General features: G+C 49.4%; 13 protein-coding genes and 2 pseudogenes. 8 read left to right on the forward strand and 7 right to left on the reverse strand.

All coding sequences use genetic code 11. The annotated features are described in order from the left end of the window. A pseudogene (locus V2154_RS23100) lies at positions 1-146 on the forward strand (thioredoxin domain-containing protein); the annotation flags it as partial. Between the two features lie 219 nt (positions 147-365). Further along, on the forward strand, positions 366-1103 hold the full coding sequence (gene phoC, locus V2154_RS23105; RefSeq protein WP_185690422.1) for an acid phosphatase PhoC: 738 nt from the start codon (positions 366-368) through the stop codon (positions 1101-1103). Positions 1104-1176: 73 nt separating this feature from the next. On the opposite strand, the gene V2154_RS23110 is transcribed toward phoC, so the two are convergent. After that, positions 1177-1551: a YebG family protein gene (locus tag V2154_RS23110; protein ID WP_353504198.1), complete on the reverse strand. Its 375-nt coding sequence runs from the start codon at positions 1549-1551 to the stop codon at positions 1177-1179. Between the two features lie 144 nt (positions 1552-1695). Here V2154_RS23110 and V2154_RS23115 point away from each other — a divergent pair. Continuing rightward, a pseudogene (locus V2154_RS23115) lies at positions 1696-1986 on the forward strand (LysR family transcriptional regulator); the annotation flags it as partial. A gap of 164 nt (positions 1987-2150) precedes the next feature. Here V2154_RS23115 and V2154_RS23120 read toward each other — a convergent pair. Beyond that, positions 2151-3005: a LysR family transcriptional regulator gene (locus V2154_RS23120; protein ID WP_353504199.1), complete on the reverse strand. Its 855-nt coding sequence runs from the start codon at positions 3003-3005 to the stop codon at positions 2151-2153. 89 nt (positions 3006-3094) lie between these two features. Here V2154_RS23120 and V2154_RS23125 point away from each other — a divergent pair, with 89 nt between their 5' ends. Then, positions 3095-4045, forward strand: a complete 951-nt coding sequence (locus tag V2154_RS23125; RefSeq protein ID WP_353504200.1) for a DMT family transporter — start codon at positions 3095-3097, stop codon at positions 4043-4045. A gap of 149 nt (positions 4046-4194) precedes the next feature. Here V2154_RS23125 and V2154_RS23130 read toward each other — a convergent pair whose 3' ends face one another. Together V2154_RS23130 and V2154_RS23135 are read right to left on the reverse strand one after the other, a co-directional pair. Beyond that, positions 4195-4644 carry a hypothetical protein gene (locus tag V2154_RS23130; protein ID WP_353504201.1) on the reverse strand — a complete coding sequence of 150 codons (450 nt, stop codon included), beginning with the start codon at positions 4642-4644 and terminating at the stop codon, positions 4195-4197. Then, positions 4641-5576 carry a hypothetical protein gene (locus V2154_RS23135; RefSeq protein ID WP_353504202.1) on the reverse strand — a complete coding sequence of 312 codons (936 nt, stop codon included), beginning with the start codon at positions 5574-5576 and terminating at the stop codon, positions 4641-4643. The genes V2154_RS23130 and V2154_RS23135 overlap by 4 nt, the downstream gene beginning before the upstream one ends. A gap of 124 nt (positions 5577-5700) precedes the next feature. On the opposite strand from V2154_RS23135, the gene V2154_RS23140 reads away from it, so the two are divergent. After that, a protein-coding gene (locus V2154_RS23140) for an IS1 family transposase (RefSeq protein ID WP_225865976.1) occupies positions 5701-6398 on the forward strand; the annotation gives its coding sequence in 2 pieces (ribosomal slippage) (positions 5701-5950 and positions 5950-6398; 699 coding nt in all). Between the two features lie 188 nt (positions 6399-6586). On the opposite strand, the gene V2154_RS23145 is transcribed toward V2154_RS23140, so the two are convergent. Then, positions 6587-7108: a PAAR domain-containing protein gene (locus V2154_RS23145; RefSeq protein ID WP_353504203.1), complete on the reverse strand. Its 522-nt coding sequence runs from the start codon at positions 7106-7108 to the stop codon at positions 6587-6589. A 183-nt stretch (positions 7109-7291) separates the two neighbouring features. Here V2154_RS23145 and V2154_RS23150 point away from each other — a divergent pair, with 183 nt between their 5' ends. The 3 genes from V2154_RS23150 (at position 7292) to V2154_RS23160 (ending at position 11043) form a co-directional block, all read left to right on the forward strand. Continuing rightward, complete coding sequence (locus tag V2154_RS23150; RefSeq protein ID WP_353504204.1) at positions 7292-8344, forward strand: LacI family DNA-binding transcriptional regulator; 1053 nt, start codon at positions 7292-7294, stop codon at positions 8342-8344. A gap of 225 nt (positions 8345-8569) precedes the next feature. Then, positions 8570-9640: an SIS domain-containing protein gene (locus tag V2154_RS23155; RefSeq protein ID WP_353504205.1), complete on the forward strand. Its 1071-nt coding sequence runs from the start codon at positions 8570-8572 to the stop codon at positions 9638-9640. 20 nt (positions 9641-9660) lie between these two features. Then, entirely contained in the window at positions 9661-11043 is a 1383-nt protein-coding gene (locus V2154_RS23160) for a PTS transporter subunit EIIC (RefSeq protein WP_353504206.1), read from the forward strand. 82 nt (positions 11044-11125) lie between these two features. Here the strand turns inward: V2154_RS23160 and ovoA are convergent, their stop codons facing one another. Both ovoA and V2154_RS23170 read right to left on the reverse strand, forming a co-directional pair. After that, entirely contained in the window at positions 11126-13267 is a 2142-nt protein-coding gene (gene ovoA, locus V2154_RS23165) for a 5-histidylcysteine sulfoxide synthase (protein ID WP_353504207.1), read from the reverse strand. A 168-nt stretch (positions 13268-13435) separates the two neighbouring features. Further along, positions 13436-13771: a colicin transporter gene (locus tag V2154_RS23170; protein ID WP_353504208.1), complete on the reverse strand. Its 336-nt coding sequence runs from the start codon at positions 13769-13771 to the stop codon at positions 13436-13438. Positions 13772-13786: the final 15 nt, after the last annotated feature.

A 13786-nucleotide genomic window follows, 5' to 3' on the forward strand; every position in this document is an offset into this window, starting at 1 on the left:
GTCGACATTGGTAAAAATGAAACCTGGACGCCGGAGTTTTGGCGCTAAATCCCAATGGCAAAATCCCGTCAATCCTCGACGCGAACAGGCCGGACGGCAAACCTCTGGCGCTGTTCGAATCTGGTGCTATTTGTGTCGGATTAGCGGTCGGGTTAGCCGAGAAAATGTTTTACCAAATTTCGTCGCGCTTTCCAGCAAAAAGCCCATTTTTTAGCCGTAAAACATTCATGCCCGCTATGAATTTCTTGTTTTGAGATCTCATACCAACTTTCTATCACCTATTTTGTTTTACTACCCAGTATTAGGAAATGTTACGAAAGTGATTTCGTAATGAAAATAAAATAGCTGATTGTAAGGATGCTAACATGAAAAGACTGACCACTTTTTGCCTCGCAGGACTTGTTTCATTTAATGCGTTTGCCTTGACTGGCAACGATGCCACCACCAAACCGGATCTCTACTATTTAAAGAATGACCAGGCCATCAATAGCCTGAACCTGCTGCCACCACCACCGGCAGTGGGCAGCATTGCATTCCTCAATGACCAGGCGATGTATGAGCAGGGCCGTCTGCTGCGTTCAACCGAGCGCGGCAAACAGGCCGCTGAAGATGCAAACCTGAGCGGAGGGGGCGTGGCGAATGCTTTCTCCGGTGCATTTGGCTCACCGATCACTGCCAAAGACACGCCGGAGCTGCACAAGCTGCTGACCAATATGATTGAAGATGCCGGAGACCTGGCCACGCGTGGCGCGAAAGAGAAGTACATGCGTATCCGCCCGTTTGCCTTCTATGGCGTCCCGACCTGTAATACCACCGAGCAGGATAAGCTTTCGAAAAACGGTTCTTATCCTTCCGGCCATACTTCTATTGGCTGGGCAACGGCGTTAGTGCTGACTGAAATCAACCCGCAACGTCAGGATCAAATCCTGCAGCGTGGTTATGATTTAGGCCAGAGCCGCGTGATTTGTGGATACCACTGGCAGAGTGATGTGGATGCGGCTCGAATCGTCGGTTCAGCAGTTGTGGCAACGCTGCACACCAACGACGCTTTCCAGCAGCAACTGAAGAAAGCCAAAGAAGAGTTCGCGAAACAGCATAAATAAGCGTCTTTTGCTTCTTGCAGGACAAAAAAACCGGCCTGATAAGCCGGTTTTTTTACAGGGGGCTGAAAGCGAATCAGGCGGCTTTAACCGCACCGGACTTTTTAGGAGCTGGCGCTGCTGCGGTTTTTTCAGTCGTTTCTTCCAGTGATTCTTCAGTTTCAGTCACCGCCGGATCTTCCGCCTTCGCGACAGGAGCTTTCATGGCTTCTTCTTCCGGCAGCTTGCTGGTACGCAGGATGTACTGAACGGTATCTTTTTGCTCAGCCAGACGCAGGGCGATATTTTCTGCCAGCGATTCATCAATTTCCAGTTCGCTTTGCAACAGCCAGTCAGTAAAAGCATCAGCCATATCGAGCATTTTGTCGTAAGCGTCCGCTTCCTTCTTATTGGCAAATGTCATTTTTTCTTCACCTTTTCTGACGACAACAAACTTTGTTTCAACAGCCATGACTTGCTCCTTATACTGTAATTATATACAGCATACCAATAATCAATGCAGGATACATCATCCAGCCTGTTTTTTATAATACGGAACTGGCGGGAATTTCTTACAGATATTCTCTTCACCCACTCTCAGGGTGGCGAGTCAGGCCGGGAGTGGCGTGACGTGGTGAATAAGCATGGTGGGGATGTGACGGTGACGCCTCTGCCTGAAATAGGTATTCAAGGGAATACTCACTTCCCGTTCTCAGATCTGAATAATGTGCAGACCGCGCTGGACCCGCATATTCAATCCGGCGAGCTGCGAGAAGTATTAACCGATTATGCAACAGTCACTAAGCCAGTATCCATTTTGTTCCCCGATCGTTGCTACCTCTCCCCTAAGGTCAGGGTGTTTATAGACTGGTTCTCTAAGGTTTTTGCTACCAAGTTTCAATCTTAAGGGTGATGCCCTTCTTAGGAAAATAGGTGGTGTATCACAACCTATTTTAGTTACAACATACAATAAGCTCAATGAACCTCAACTGTGCATTCGGCATGTTCAGTGAAAAACCATCACTGCTTATCAGGAATAGAAACGTGTAAAAGCCTTACTAAAAAGCTTCATCACAGCCGAAACTGCTCAGCAATAACCTTCTCAAGTGCCGACACCGCTTGGGAAGAGTCGGTGGAGGGAGAACGCAGTAAGTACACTTCGTAAGTCGGGACTTTGGGTAAGTTTTCTAGAATACGCATCGTCGGTTTTACCCGCGCGCGATCTATCAGGCTGATACCTAAGCCGGTTTCCACGCAGGCTTCAATTGCACTAGAAGAGGGACTGGTGAGGAGCACACGCCAGCCCAACTTTGCGTCAGAAAGCGAGCTAGTCATGGCTTCACTATAGGGGCAATGGCTGGCGTGCAGTGCCAACGGCAGCGGGCTTTCCGGCGTGAGCGCCATCCCCACTCCTCCCACCCACACCGGCGTAGTAGCCATCAGCAATAAACCCTCGGAACGTGACCCCGCGGCACAAACCGAAATGGCAATATCCAAACGCTCCTGCCCTATCAGGTTCCTCAGCGTGAAGCTGGGCGCGGTCGTGATTTCCAGCACAACATCGGGATAACTCATATTAAAAGTCGGCAAGATATCGCGGATCACATAGGCCGCATATTCATCAGGCACGCCCAGCTTGATGTGGCCTTTTAGCGGCGCGGTACGAAGCTCATCGAGGATCTGGTCATGAGCCCGCAGCAGGCTGCCGGTGGTTGCCAGTAATCGTTCGCCCAACGGCGTGAGGATCACCGACTGGTTATCGCGGTCAAACAGCCTGCCGCCCGCAATCGCCTCCAATCTTTGGATATGCACGCTCACCGCCGCCGGGCTTTTATTCACCTGCGCGGCCGCCGCGCGAAATTGGCCTAACTTCGCCACGGCGTGAAAGGTGCGCAGTAGTTCTATATCTAAGGTTGAAGACATCATTTTGTTTTTATAAACCACTAGGTTAATTTATTTCGTTTTATTGAAGTACATCGTTTCTCTAAGATCAAGCAAAAGAGAGGCGAAAAAATATGCTAAATCACCACACGACAAAGATTCTCCCGGCAAAATCTGACAAAAAGGCCCTCACTAGCACCCTCTCACTTTTGGCTTGCGAAGCCCTGTTGGTGGTTGCCTGGAGTTCAGGGTTCGTCGGCGCAAGGTTCTCCATTGATTACACTTCGGCTTTTCTTGTGGTTTTCTGGCGCTGCGTGCTGGTCACGGTGATTTTGTTCCCCTTTGTTATTAGCCAGTTGCGCCGTACGTCGCTTGCCACGATAGCGCTCAACGCGGGCATTGGCCTGCTGGCCATGGCGGGATATCTGGCGGGAGTAGTGAAAGGCATTGAGTTGGGCGTTTCCGCCGGGCTTGCGGCATTAATGGCCGATCTTTTACCCATCGGTACCGCCCTGCTGGCACTGATCTTTATGCGGCAAAAACCAGCTAACGTGGTCTGGATCGGCTTGTTATTGGGCGTCGGCGGGGTGCTAATGGTCAGCTGGAGTAGCCTGTCGTGGAAGGCGGTTCCCCTGTGGGCCTATGCTCTGCCGCTACTTGGTATGCTGTCACTGGCCGGAGCGACCTTGCTACAAAAGCAATTTCAACCCTCGGTGCCTTTGAATCTCACCACCACGTTGTGGCTACAGAGCGCAGCGTCGTCGCTGGCTTTTGCCATATTCGTGGGGATGCAAGAGCCCTTGCTGCCGGAGATTTCGCGCGGATTTACCCTCAGCGTGTTATGGACTGGGCTGTTTTCAACTTTCGGTGGCTACGGGCTTTACTGGTTCTGCCTGCAACGCACCTCGGCGGTGCGCGTCACCAGCGTCCTGTTCCTCAGCCCGCCGGTCACCCTGCTTTGGGCATGGGCGATGTTTGATGAACCCCTTTCATGGACCATGCTGGCCGGAATGGCAGTTTCCCTGCTCGGAATTGGGATGGTTATCAAGGGAGATTCAAAGATCTCCCGATTTAAAGCGCGTTAAGGTAATGAGTGCACTACTCAAAAGGAGTCCCAACAGTAGCAACATTAAGGGTGTCTCCTTCTGGAGTGAAATCTGCCTGCAAAGTACATGCAAAAAATATCAGAAAAGAGAAAGCAAGAGGTGTTTTTTTCATATCTTTTCTAGTTTTTCTATAAGTCTCTATTGGAATTAACAATATTTAGTACATAATCCTTACTAAAATTCCCAGCTGGCGCAATCATACTACCGTACATTTTCCCCTTGATATTTATTTTTACAACCCCCAATATGGCAGGAGTGCCATATACCTCAATGCAGTTATAATTGTTGCTATCTCTTGGTTTCATTTGTTTTACTCTCCACTCAGGATATTGACAATTGCGCAAAGAGATACCAGCATCATTTGGTGTAACGAGACCTATGCCGTCTGTCTGATGGTTTCTACCATGGACAACCCCTCCACCTAAAATATATATTCTAGAGAGATAGGGCACGTCAATTACTGCGCTTTCTAGGACCTTGCCATCAGGAATATACTCAGCCTTTGAACTTAAAATGCTGCATCCGGAAATACTAAAAATAGACAAAGTAAATATAATTTGCAGTATTAACATATTCATTTTAATGGTTTGAAAACCATCCCTCCAAAGAAACGGTTAATAAAAAATGATAATTTCTTACTTGGTTTTATTAAATCATCAACCTTCCCCCAAGAAAACAAACTTAGATGCACAGTCTCATCTTTTGACTGTGTAACAGGGCCATCCCATACAATCCAGTGAGTTGGCACGGTGAGATTTGAAAAGCGTCCACCTTCAAGAAGACCATCATTAATTAATGTTACGACTTTGTAACCTTTTTCTACATACTTATTTAAATCTTGAATCCCCTTTATACCTGCCTGAACGAGTCCGACATTACTATACGCTCTTTCATAACCAGCTTTTTCAAACCAAGTCGTCAGCATTTGCCACATGGTGATCCCCGCCACAGGGGAATCAAGCGCGTCAAAGCTGAATATTGCATTCTCAGAATCCCTTAATCCAGCCAGTGTCATCCAATCAAGACCAGAAATATCTCCATAAAAATGGCCAGCCGGATGGCGACAACCATCACCCGGGGAAATCTCTAGTTCACCAATCTTAGTTTTACCGTATTTCCATAGTTCATGAGCTGCCTGTGCATATACATCCGGCCGGTCATTTTGGAGGCAATAAAAAAATACTGCAGGGCCACATACACTAGCACTAGCCTGAAATGGATAAGACAGATGATAAAATCGGTCATTTATATCAGACTCAATTAACGACTTCTCAAAAGGATCCCTCGGACTTCCAATAGGATAATCCTTCGCAATAAAAGGTCGTTCCGGGGTGGATATCTTAAGAACTTTCGTCTCCCCTCCTTCACTTTCCGGTTTCATCGCGCCTTGTGACTCAAAGTAGCAGGGATTTTCTCGCTTAACGGGAGACCAAGATTTACCGGAAGTAAACTCCTGCAGCGTGTACATTTTGGTAAATGGCTCTGCTGAAACACGGTGTGTATGTAACATTGTTTTCCGATACAGCGTGACCTGCATAATATAAATGGTCGAAAGCGACTCATTGATATCGGCAGTAACGGTAATGGTGCCAACTTACTGATTTAGTGTATGATGGTGTTTTTGAGGTGCTCCAGTGGCTTCTGTTTCTATCAGCTGTCCCTCCTGTTCAGCTACTGAAGGCGTGGTGCGTAACGGTAAAAGTACTGCCGGACATCAGCGCTATCTCTGCTCTCACTGCCGTAAAACATGGCAGCTACAGTTCACTTACACCGCTTCTCAACCCGGTACGCATCAGAAAATCATTGATATGGCCATGAATGGCGTCGGATGTCGCGCCAGTGCACGCATTATGGGCGTTGGCCTCAACACGGTTTTACGACACTTAAAAAACTCAGGCCGCAGTCGGTAACCTCGCGCATACAACCGGGCAGTGATGTGATTGTCTGCGCGGAAATGGACGAACAGTGGGGTTACGTCGGCGCTAAATCACGCCAGCGCTGGTTGTTTTACGCGTATGACAGGATACGGAGGACGGTTGTGGCGCACGTATTCGGTGAACGCACGTTGGCCACGCTGGAGCGTCTTCTGAGCCTGCTGTCGGCCTTTGAGGTCGTGGTATGGATGACGGATGGCTGGCCGCTGTATGAATCACGCCTGAAGGGAGAACTGCACGTTATCAGCAAGCGATATACGCAGCGCATTGAGCGGCATAACCTGAATCTGAGGCAGCATCTGTCAAGGCTGGGCAGGAAGTCACTGTCGTTCTCAAAATCGGTGGAGCTGCATGACAAAGTCATCGGGCATTATCTGAACATAAAACACTATCAGTAAGTTGGAGTCATTACCGGCAGTAACATGTTTCTGCGTTTCGAAATTTCCTTGCAGCGTTTGTTGTTTTACATCCACAAGAAGATACTTATTTCGGGCAGAGTCCATCCGATAAATGCATAGGTCATAAAGAACTGAGCTCGGCGCAACATTAGTGTGTATGCGCGTACTGACATAATAAACAGGCATAATTAGTCCATTAGTATATGCAGATTAATGTTTTCAACGGATTCAGAAAAATGCCACGCCGTCATACCCTTTTCGTCGGTCATTCCTGTTTCCGAGCGTCCATCAGGGAATATCACGGTGTAGCGGCAGCATGCCATCAACTGACCATTGTCACCGCAACACTGGAATCGAAGGCTATTTCGGGAAGTTGAGTCTTTCACCTGCTGTGTCGACACAGAGGATTGATGGGTATTACGAGACGTCAGGACACCAACTGGTGTGCTGGTATATTGCGAGGTAGAGCCAAAAACATAGTGATCTGGGCAATTGCACAATACCCTATCGCCGGTAGCGACATACGCCTTGCCCTCTTCCGCCCAATCTTGGGCTGATGCAAAGATTTCAAACACCCCGTCGCATTTGCTACAAGTGGCTTTGTCGCCTGTGCGAGCTATGGGTTTATCACCTTCAAACCAGGTTGCGGTGGCAGAAACGACCGCACCAAAACTGGTTTTATCACCAAGACATGCCAATCCTCTGGCCATAGTTGTTCCCTCAATGTAATTTCCGTTTTGCTAACAAGCCTCTAACTCACAAAATTCTGGCTTGAAGAGGCAGTATCTCAGGTAAACCTTCAAAAATCTTCCGCTTTATGCGACGTTATAGGCCGTTTTAGTTCCTGCCAGCCAAGGAATGCGACGACAGGATTTGAAGGAAAGAGACGCATAATGAAGAAAAGCATCACCATAAAAGATATTGCTGAGATGGCCGGGGTGTCGATCACCACGGTTTCCCGCGTACTCAATAACAACCAGTGGGTGGCGGATAAAACCAAAGCCAAGGTTGATAAGGTGATCAAGGAGAATAATTTCAGCCCAAACTTAGTAGCGCGCGGCATGATTTCGAAGAAAACCCACATGCTCGCGGTGGTGGTTTCTGATATCACTAACCCCTACTTCGTGATGCTAGTCGAACAGATTGAAAAGGTCTGCTTACACGCTGGCTATAAGGTTATGCTGTTCGACACACAGTCCGCCAATAAAGGCCCGACGGGCTCTGCGCAGCATATCGACGAGAACATTTTTACCTCGGTGATCAGCAGCCAGCTCGACGGCGTGATTATTCTCGGTGGCGAAATTGACTACCTTGTGGTGCCGGAGAGCTATCTTGAGGCACTGAAAAAACTCACCGAAACCATCCCTACCGTGGTAGTGGGTCGTCACATTCCGCAGCTTGATTACCCCTGTATAGTCCGCGACCAGACCCACAGCGTTGAGTTGGTCACTCAACATTTGATTGATAAGGGCTATCAGAAAATCGCCTTTATCGGCGGTTCGGAGAAGGTCTACATCACTAAACAGCGGATAAAAGCCTTCAAAGATCAGCTGGCGAAAGCCGGATTAACGGCCGATGACAGCCTGATCGTTGAGACCAACTTTTACCTGCAACACGGCTATCAGGCCGCAGAACGCCTGATACAGCAGCGTCAAAAAGGCGGGCTTCCTGAAGCCATTTTGGCGATTAACGATCAGGTCGCCATCGGGGCTATCCGAGCGTTAAAAGATAACCATATCAGCGTGCCGCAAGATATTGCGGTCGCCAGCTGCGAGTACTTCCCTGGCAGCGAATATTACGTTCCACGCATTACCACGGTTGACCATCAAAATGCACAGATCGGTCAGGCGGTTACCACCACTATTCTGGAAATCATCGAGCCGCGTGAGCAGGCGAGTGAGCATCCGGAAATTGTCTCTGTGCTGATTGAAGGCGAGTCTTGCTAAGCTTGTCCCGGCTTGAGTGTTTGCTCAAGCCATCAATCACTCCCCGTTAAATCCAAAAGCGCACTCCCCCTTGGAAAAGGCGTTTTAACCCTGCCTTTTGCCACTTCGCTCACAGTTTCAATCTTGTCGTATTGATCTTCCTATTGCCGGCTCCTATTTTACTGAAAACGTTTTCAGGTTTTTCATTTAAAAACCTAAAAGACATCGTAAATAAGGGAGAAGACCGTGAAGCCGACCATGATGACCTATATTCATCAGCAGCATGAAGTATTGTTAAATATCCTTAATGGATATCCTAAGACAATCCCTGTTGTTCAAGATAAGAAAGAGTGGTTAATACTCGCCACCGGCTCCAGTATTAATGCGGCAAAAAGCGCCAAGTATTATATTGAGAAACTAACCCGCGCCAGAATTACTATCGAAGAACCTTTCAATTATCAGTTCTTTGAAAAGCCAAACCCGGCGATTGATTTAGTCATGGGCGTTTCCCAAAGTGGCGAAAGCACCTCCACGCTGAACGCCATGCGCCACATTAAGCAGTACAGCAACGCGCAAACCTACGGCGTCACCAGCAAGATGGACAGCGAACTGGCGAAGAGCGTTGATATCGCTATTGATATTCAAAACGGTGAAGAACGTGTAGGCTACGTCACCAAAGGTTATACCGCGACGATCCTCACCCTGATGTTACTAGGTTTACGCAGTGCCAGAGCCGAAGGCGCCATTAGCGAACAGCAAGAACACGCCGAACTGGCGATGTTCAAAGCCGCCATCGACGCCATTCCCACCATCATTGATGATACCGAGGCTTTCTACCAAACCTGGAAGGAGGAGCTGGTCCCCTCGCCGCGTTTCACCAGTATCGGCTATGGCCCGGCGGTGGGCGTTTGTCAGGAGATGGCGACCAAATTTGCCGAAACGGTGCGCGTCCCCTCTCAAGGTATTGAGATGGAGACCTTCATGCATGGTCCCTATTTCGAGGTGAATCCGCACCATCGCATCTTCTTTATCGAAGTGGAAAGCGTCGCCAAAGAGCGTTTGTTGCTGCTCAGAGAATATGAGAAGAAATGCACACCCTTTATTTACAGCCTGAAGATTGGCACAAGCGATGAGCCGCGAACTTTAGCAATTGATGCCAAAGTCAGCGAATATATTGCGCCACTGATTGCCGTGATCCCTTTCCAGATATTGGCTCATCATATTGCTGAAGATAAAGGCAATAACCTCGGCCAGCGTATTTTTACCGATTTTGGCGTCTCGGTGAAAAGTAAAACCAAACCCGGTGATTATAACTAAGGTTTAATGAAGGAAATAACATGGCTATTGATTATAAAATGATGGCAAGTCAGATTATTTCTAATATTGGTGGTGATAACAATATTGAATATCTCACGCATTGCGCCACGCGGTTACGTTTTAATCTAAAAGATCTCACCAAGGTTAATGAGCCTGCTCTCAACGACATGCCGGATATCATTAAAGTTATCAATAACAATAGCCAGTTCCAGATCGTCATCGGCCCGCAAGTCGAGCACGTCTATCAGGCGATTGAGCAGGCTCGGGTCGTCGAACCTGAAAGCCAGATGGTTGCCGAACCCGAGGAAAAAACCTCGCTGTTTAACCGTCTGCTTTCCAATATCTCGGCCATTTTCACCCCTTACATCGGCGTGTTGGCGGGCGTCGGCATGCTCAAGGGTATCGTGGTTTTACTCCAAACTATGAACCTGGTCCATACCGATGCCTATGTCTTTACCGTGTTTAACGCACTGGCCAGCGGCGTGTTCACTTTCCTGCCTTTATTTATTGCAGTCACCGCCGCAGAGAAGTTTAAAACCAATAAATACATTGCGTTAGCTTTGACGGCGGCCATGGTATACCCATTAACGACGACGGATATCCCTGCCGCAATCAGCGTATTTGGCCTGTCGCTGAGTATGAAAATCTACGGCGGCGCGGTGATCCCGGCGATTTTCGCGGTACTTTTCCTCAGCTATGTCGAACGCTATCTGAAGAAAGTCATCCCGGAAGTCGCCGCGCTGGTGTTTGTCCCCTGCCTGTCGCTGATTATCACTGGTTTCGTGGTATTCACCTTTATCGGCCCGATTGCTGACTACGTGGGCATCGGCATCGCCAAAGGCTACTTCTGGCTTTACCAGCTCAGCCCGGTGATTTCCGGCGCGCTGCTGGCAGGCATTGGTCAGTTGTTCGTGGTATTCGGCGTGCATTGGGGCATTATCCCGATTGCGCTGATCAACATTCAGGTTTCTGGCTTCGACACCATTATGCCGATGTTTATGTCGGCGGTGATGGGGCAATTCGGCGCGGCCTTTGGCGCAATCTTCATCGCCCGCAATGTGAAAGATAAGCAGATTGCCATTTCAGCCTCTATTTCCGCCTTCTTTGGCATCACCGAACCGGCGTTGTATGGGGTGAACCTGAAGTATCGCATGCTGTTTGTGTTTGGCTGCATCGGCGCGGCGCTGGGTGGCGGGATAACCGGCCTGCTGGGGGTGAAAACTTACAGTTTCTTGCCGGTGCTGAACGTGTTTGAGCTCGGCCTGTTCAGTGGCCCTGACTCGAAGATGATTTACGAAGTCGCCGCTATCGCCGTCGCCTTTAGCGTCCCGGCCATCCTAACCATTATTTATGGCAAAACTAGACTGGCGAAACTGCCCATTCCGGCGACCGAAAAGCCGTGAGATATGGATGTAGATAAGAAAAAGCGCAGCCCGAAATCACTCCGGGCTGCGCTTTTTTATTGCAGCGTTTTTTATTGCAAAGTTACTTCTTACGCCAAACCGTTAACTGGGCCACGGTGTGCTGATATTTACGCGCCGTCTCGCGGATCACAAAAGGCACATCCATTGGCGGCTGCGCTTCTTCAAAGTCACTCGACAGCAGGCGCTGCAAGGCTTGGTGAGTGGTCAGGGCTTCGCCATTCTCACGCACGCCCCCCAGCCAATTCTCCTTCGGCGTAAACTCTTCCAGCCAGGTGTATGGCGAAGAGAGCATCAGAATGCCGCCGGGACGGATCATAGTGACAACGTCACGCAAGAAACGCTTCGGCTCGCGCAGGCGGTCAATCAAATTGGACGCCAACACCAGATCGTAAGGCTCTTTCTGCGGCTTAAGGTTACAGGCGTCGCCCTGCGAGAAGCGCACCTTTGCAGCCAGCTCAGCACTTAGCCCGACATCCGATAAACGAGCGTGACAGTACTCCATCAGCTCGCCCTCTTCCTGAATCAAATAGCGCAGCTCTTCCCCGGCGGCCAGCGACAGTGCCACGTCAATGAAGCGCGCCGAATAGTCCAGACCGGTGACCTGGTCAAACGTGCGGGCCAGCTCAAAGCTGGCGCGACCGGTGGCGCAGCCGATATCCAAAGCGCGCTGGCGTTTATCACAGAGTTTTTCAGCGATGGCGACCAATGCGCAGGCATAATTATCCACGCCGAAATAGGATTTACCGTATTGGAAATCAAGGTATTGCGACACCAAGGTGTCAGTTTCGTACGGATTCACAATCTGTTTTTCCTGATGAGTAGACACCACGTAGCGAAAGCCCGCGTGTTGGAAGAAATGCCGACGGAAGGCGTAGCGCGACGAGCGCAAGGCTTCATTGCCGGTAGAAATCCAGCTGCCGCCCTTGATGATGGAATGCTTGCCATCAAAGGTTGGCGTAGAAAAATCGTCATATAGCGGGTGGACGCGGAAACCCGAAAAACCGCCAATTGGGGTGGTCGTCCACTGCCAGACATTGCCGACCACGTCGTAAAAATCCCCTTGCGAGAACTGGTCTACCGGGCAGGAAGAGGCCCACCACGCCAGATTAATATTGCCCGGCGCCTGTTGCCAGTCTGGCTGGTCGCCCTCAACCTGGTCGCGTAAAACGTACCATTCGGCCTCGGTCGGCAACTGGATAGACTTACCGGTTTCATCCGCCTTCCAGCGGCAGAACGCGGCAGCTTCCAGCTGGTTCACCTCGGCAGGCCAGTCCCACGGCATGGAGATCTCTTCCGCCATCAGGCGCAGCTTCAAAGATTCAGGCGAGGCGAGATCGCCCACCCAAAATGTCGGGCAGACTGCCTGCGCAAAATCGCGCCACCCTTGCCCTTCTTCATCCCACCAGTCGTTATTTTGATAACCACCGGCCTGAATAAACTCAAAGAACTCGGCATTGCTGACCAGCATTTTGCTGGCTTTAAAAGGTTTTACCTCGGTCTTGAACGAACCATATTCGTTATCCCAGCCGTAAGTATCATCCGTTTTGCCCAAAGTGATCTCGCCACCTTTTTGCGAAACCAATGAGTTCGCCGGAACTTCGCCACGTTCGGTTCTCGATTGAGGACAGACAGGCCAGTGCGCCTGCGGCTTCACCCACTCAATCGGCAACTGGCGGATCAACACGCTGGAGGTTTCGAGGTGAATGCGTTCATGCTCGATACCCATCAAAATCACCCACGCCGGGCTTTCCCAGTCCAAAGGCAATTCAAGGGGCATCTCTTTGATAAACTGAGTAATGAGCGAGTGAACCTTGCCACGATAGTCGCGCAATTGCTCCACGCTCGGCCAGCTGTAGTGATTGTTATCAAGATCGTCCCAGCTCATTTCATCCACGCCGATAGCCAGCATGGCTTCAATTTCATCATCAATGCGCTGCTTAATCAGCCCCGCGGCCATCAGCTTATTAATGTAGAAAGTGGCGGTATGGCCGAAGTAGAAAATCAGCGGGTGACGCAGCGAAATGGCCTTATTGAAGTAAGCGCGCTCGTCGTCCAGACAGTCGAAAAGACGCTCATACAGTGCCCAAGTCTGCTGAAAATAGTTGAGGATCTCCTGTCGTTTTTCCTCTGAACTGCGACTACTTAAATACAGAGTCTGTGTCGGCGCAGGCAACCCGGTGGTCGCCGTTTTTGTTAAATTCATTATTATTCTCTCCGTTCTCTGACCATGCAAAGTACAGAGCAAAGTCTAGCATTAATTCATTTCATACCGGTTTCATGAGAAATTCTGTCACACTTTAAATTCTGAGTTTGAGGAGGGCAAAAAGGGTCTAATTGTTCGCAAAAGCCTGACGTCAAAACAAGCAAAGGGCTAGGGGCTCTTGATGAGAGTAATGAGAAATGCGGTGTATCCTTCGCTGGCGTCATCGTTGATGTTTTCGATAGCGCGGTCATTATTGGCCTTGAGATCGGCATCGGCTTGGTAATATCTCAATGAGTCCCAGCGGGTATTCGAATCAGGCTGAAAGCCAGGATTATGCCAGTGGCCCCCTTCCACGGTCCCGACGAAAAATTCTTTAAGGGTGGCTTCTTCACAGACTTCTCTCGCAGCATGAGGAGATAGAGCCATGCATGAATCACCTTTAAGTTCGAAGAACTTAGCCCCCTCATGATACAAAGTATCCTGTCTAAACAGTTTCCCTGTCATTGATATTTCCCTTAA

This window comes from Ewingella sp. CoE-038-23 (genome assembly GCF_040419245.1).
Classification (GTDB): Bacteria; Pseudomonadota; Gammaproteobacteria; order Enterobacterales; family Enterobacteriaceae; genus Ewingella; species Ewingella allii.

Excerpts from the sequence above, each read along its gene's own strand:
- phoC (WP_185690422.1), top strand. The coding sequence starts at position 366 with ATGAAAAGACTGACCACTTTTTGCCTCGCAGGACTTGTTTCATTTAAT.
- V2154_RS23110 (WP_353504198.1), bottom strand. The coding sequence starts at position 1,551 with ATGGCTGTTGAAACAAAGTTTGTTGTCGTCAGAAAAGGTGAAGAAAAA.
- V2154_RS23120 (WP_353504199.1), bottom strand. The coding sequence starts at position 3,005 with ATGATGTCTTCAACCTTAGATATAGAACTACTGCGCACCTTTCACGCC.
- V2154_RS23125 (WP_353504200.1), top strand. The coding sequence starts at position 3,095 with ATGCTAAATCACCACACGACAAAGATTCTCCCGGCAAAATCTGACAAA.
- V2154_RS23130 (WP_353504201.1), bottom strand. The coding sequence starts at position 4,644 with ATGAATATGTTAATACTGCAAATTATATTTACTTTGTCTATTTTTAGT.
- V2154_RS23135 (WP_353504202.1), bottom strand. The coding sequence starts at position 5,576 with ATGTTACATACACACCGTGTTTCAGCAGAGCCATTTACCAAAATGTAC.
- V2154_RS23145 (WP_353504203.1), bottom strand. The coding sequence starts at position 7,108 with ATGGCCAGAGGATTGGCATGTCTTGGTGATAAAACCAGTTTTGGTGCG.
- V2154_RS23150 (WP_353504204.1), top strand. The coding sequence starts at position 7,292 with ATGAAGAAAAGCATCACCATAAAAGATATTGCTGAGATGGCCGGGGTG.
- V2154_RS23160 (WP_353504206.1), top strand. The coding sequence starts at position 9,661 with ATGGCTATTGATTATAAAATGATGGCAAGTCAGATTATTTCTAATATT.
- ovoA (WP_353504207.1), bottom strand. The coding sequence starts at position 13,267 with ATGAATTTAACAAAAACGGCGACCACCGGGTTGCCTGCGCCGACACAG.
- V2154_RS23170 (WP_353504208.1), bottom strand. The coding sequence starts at position 13,771 with ATGACAGGGAAACTGTTTAGACAGGATACTTTGTATCATGAGGGGGCT.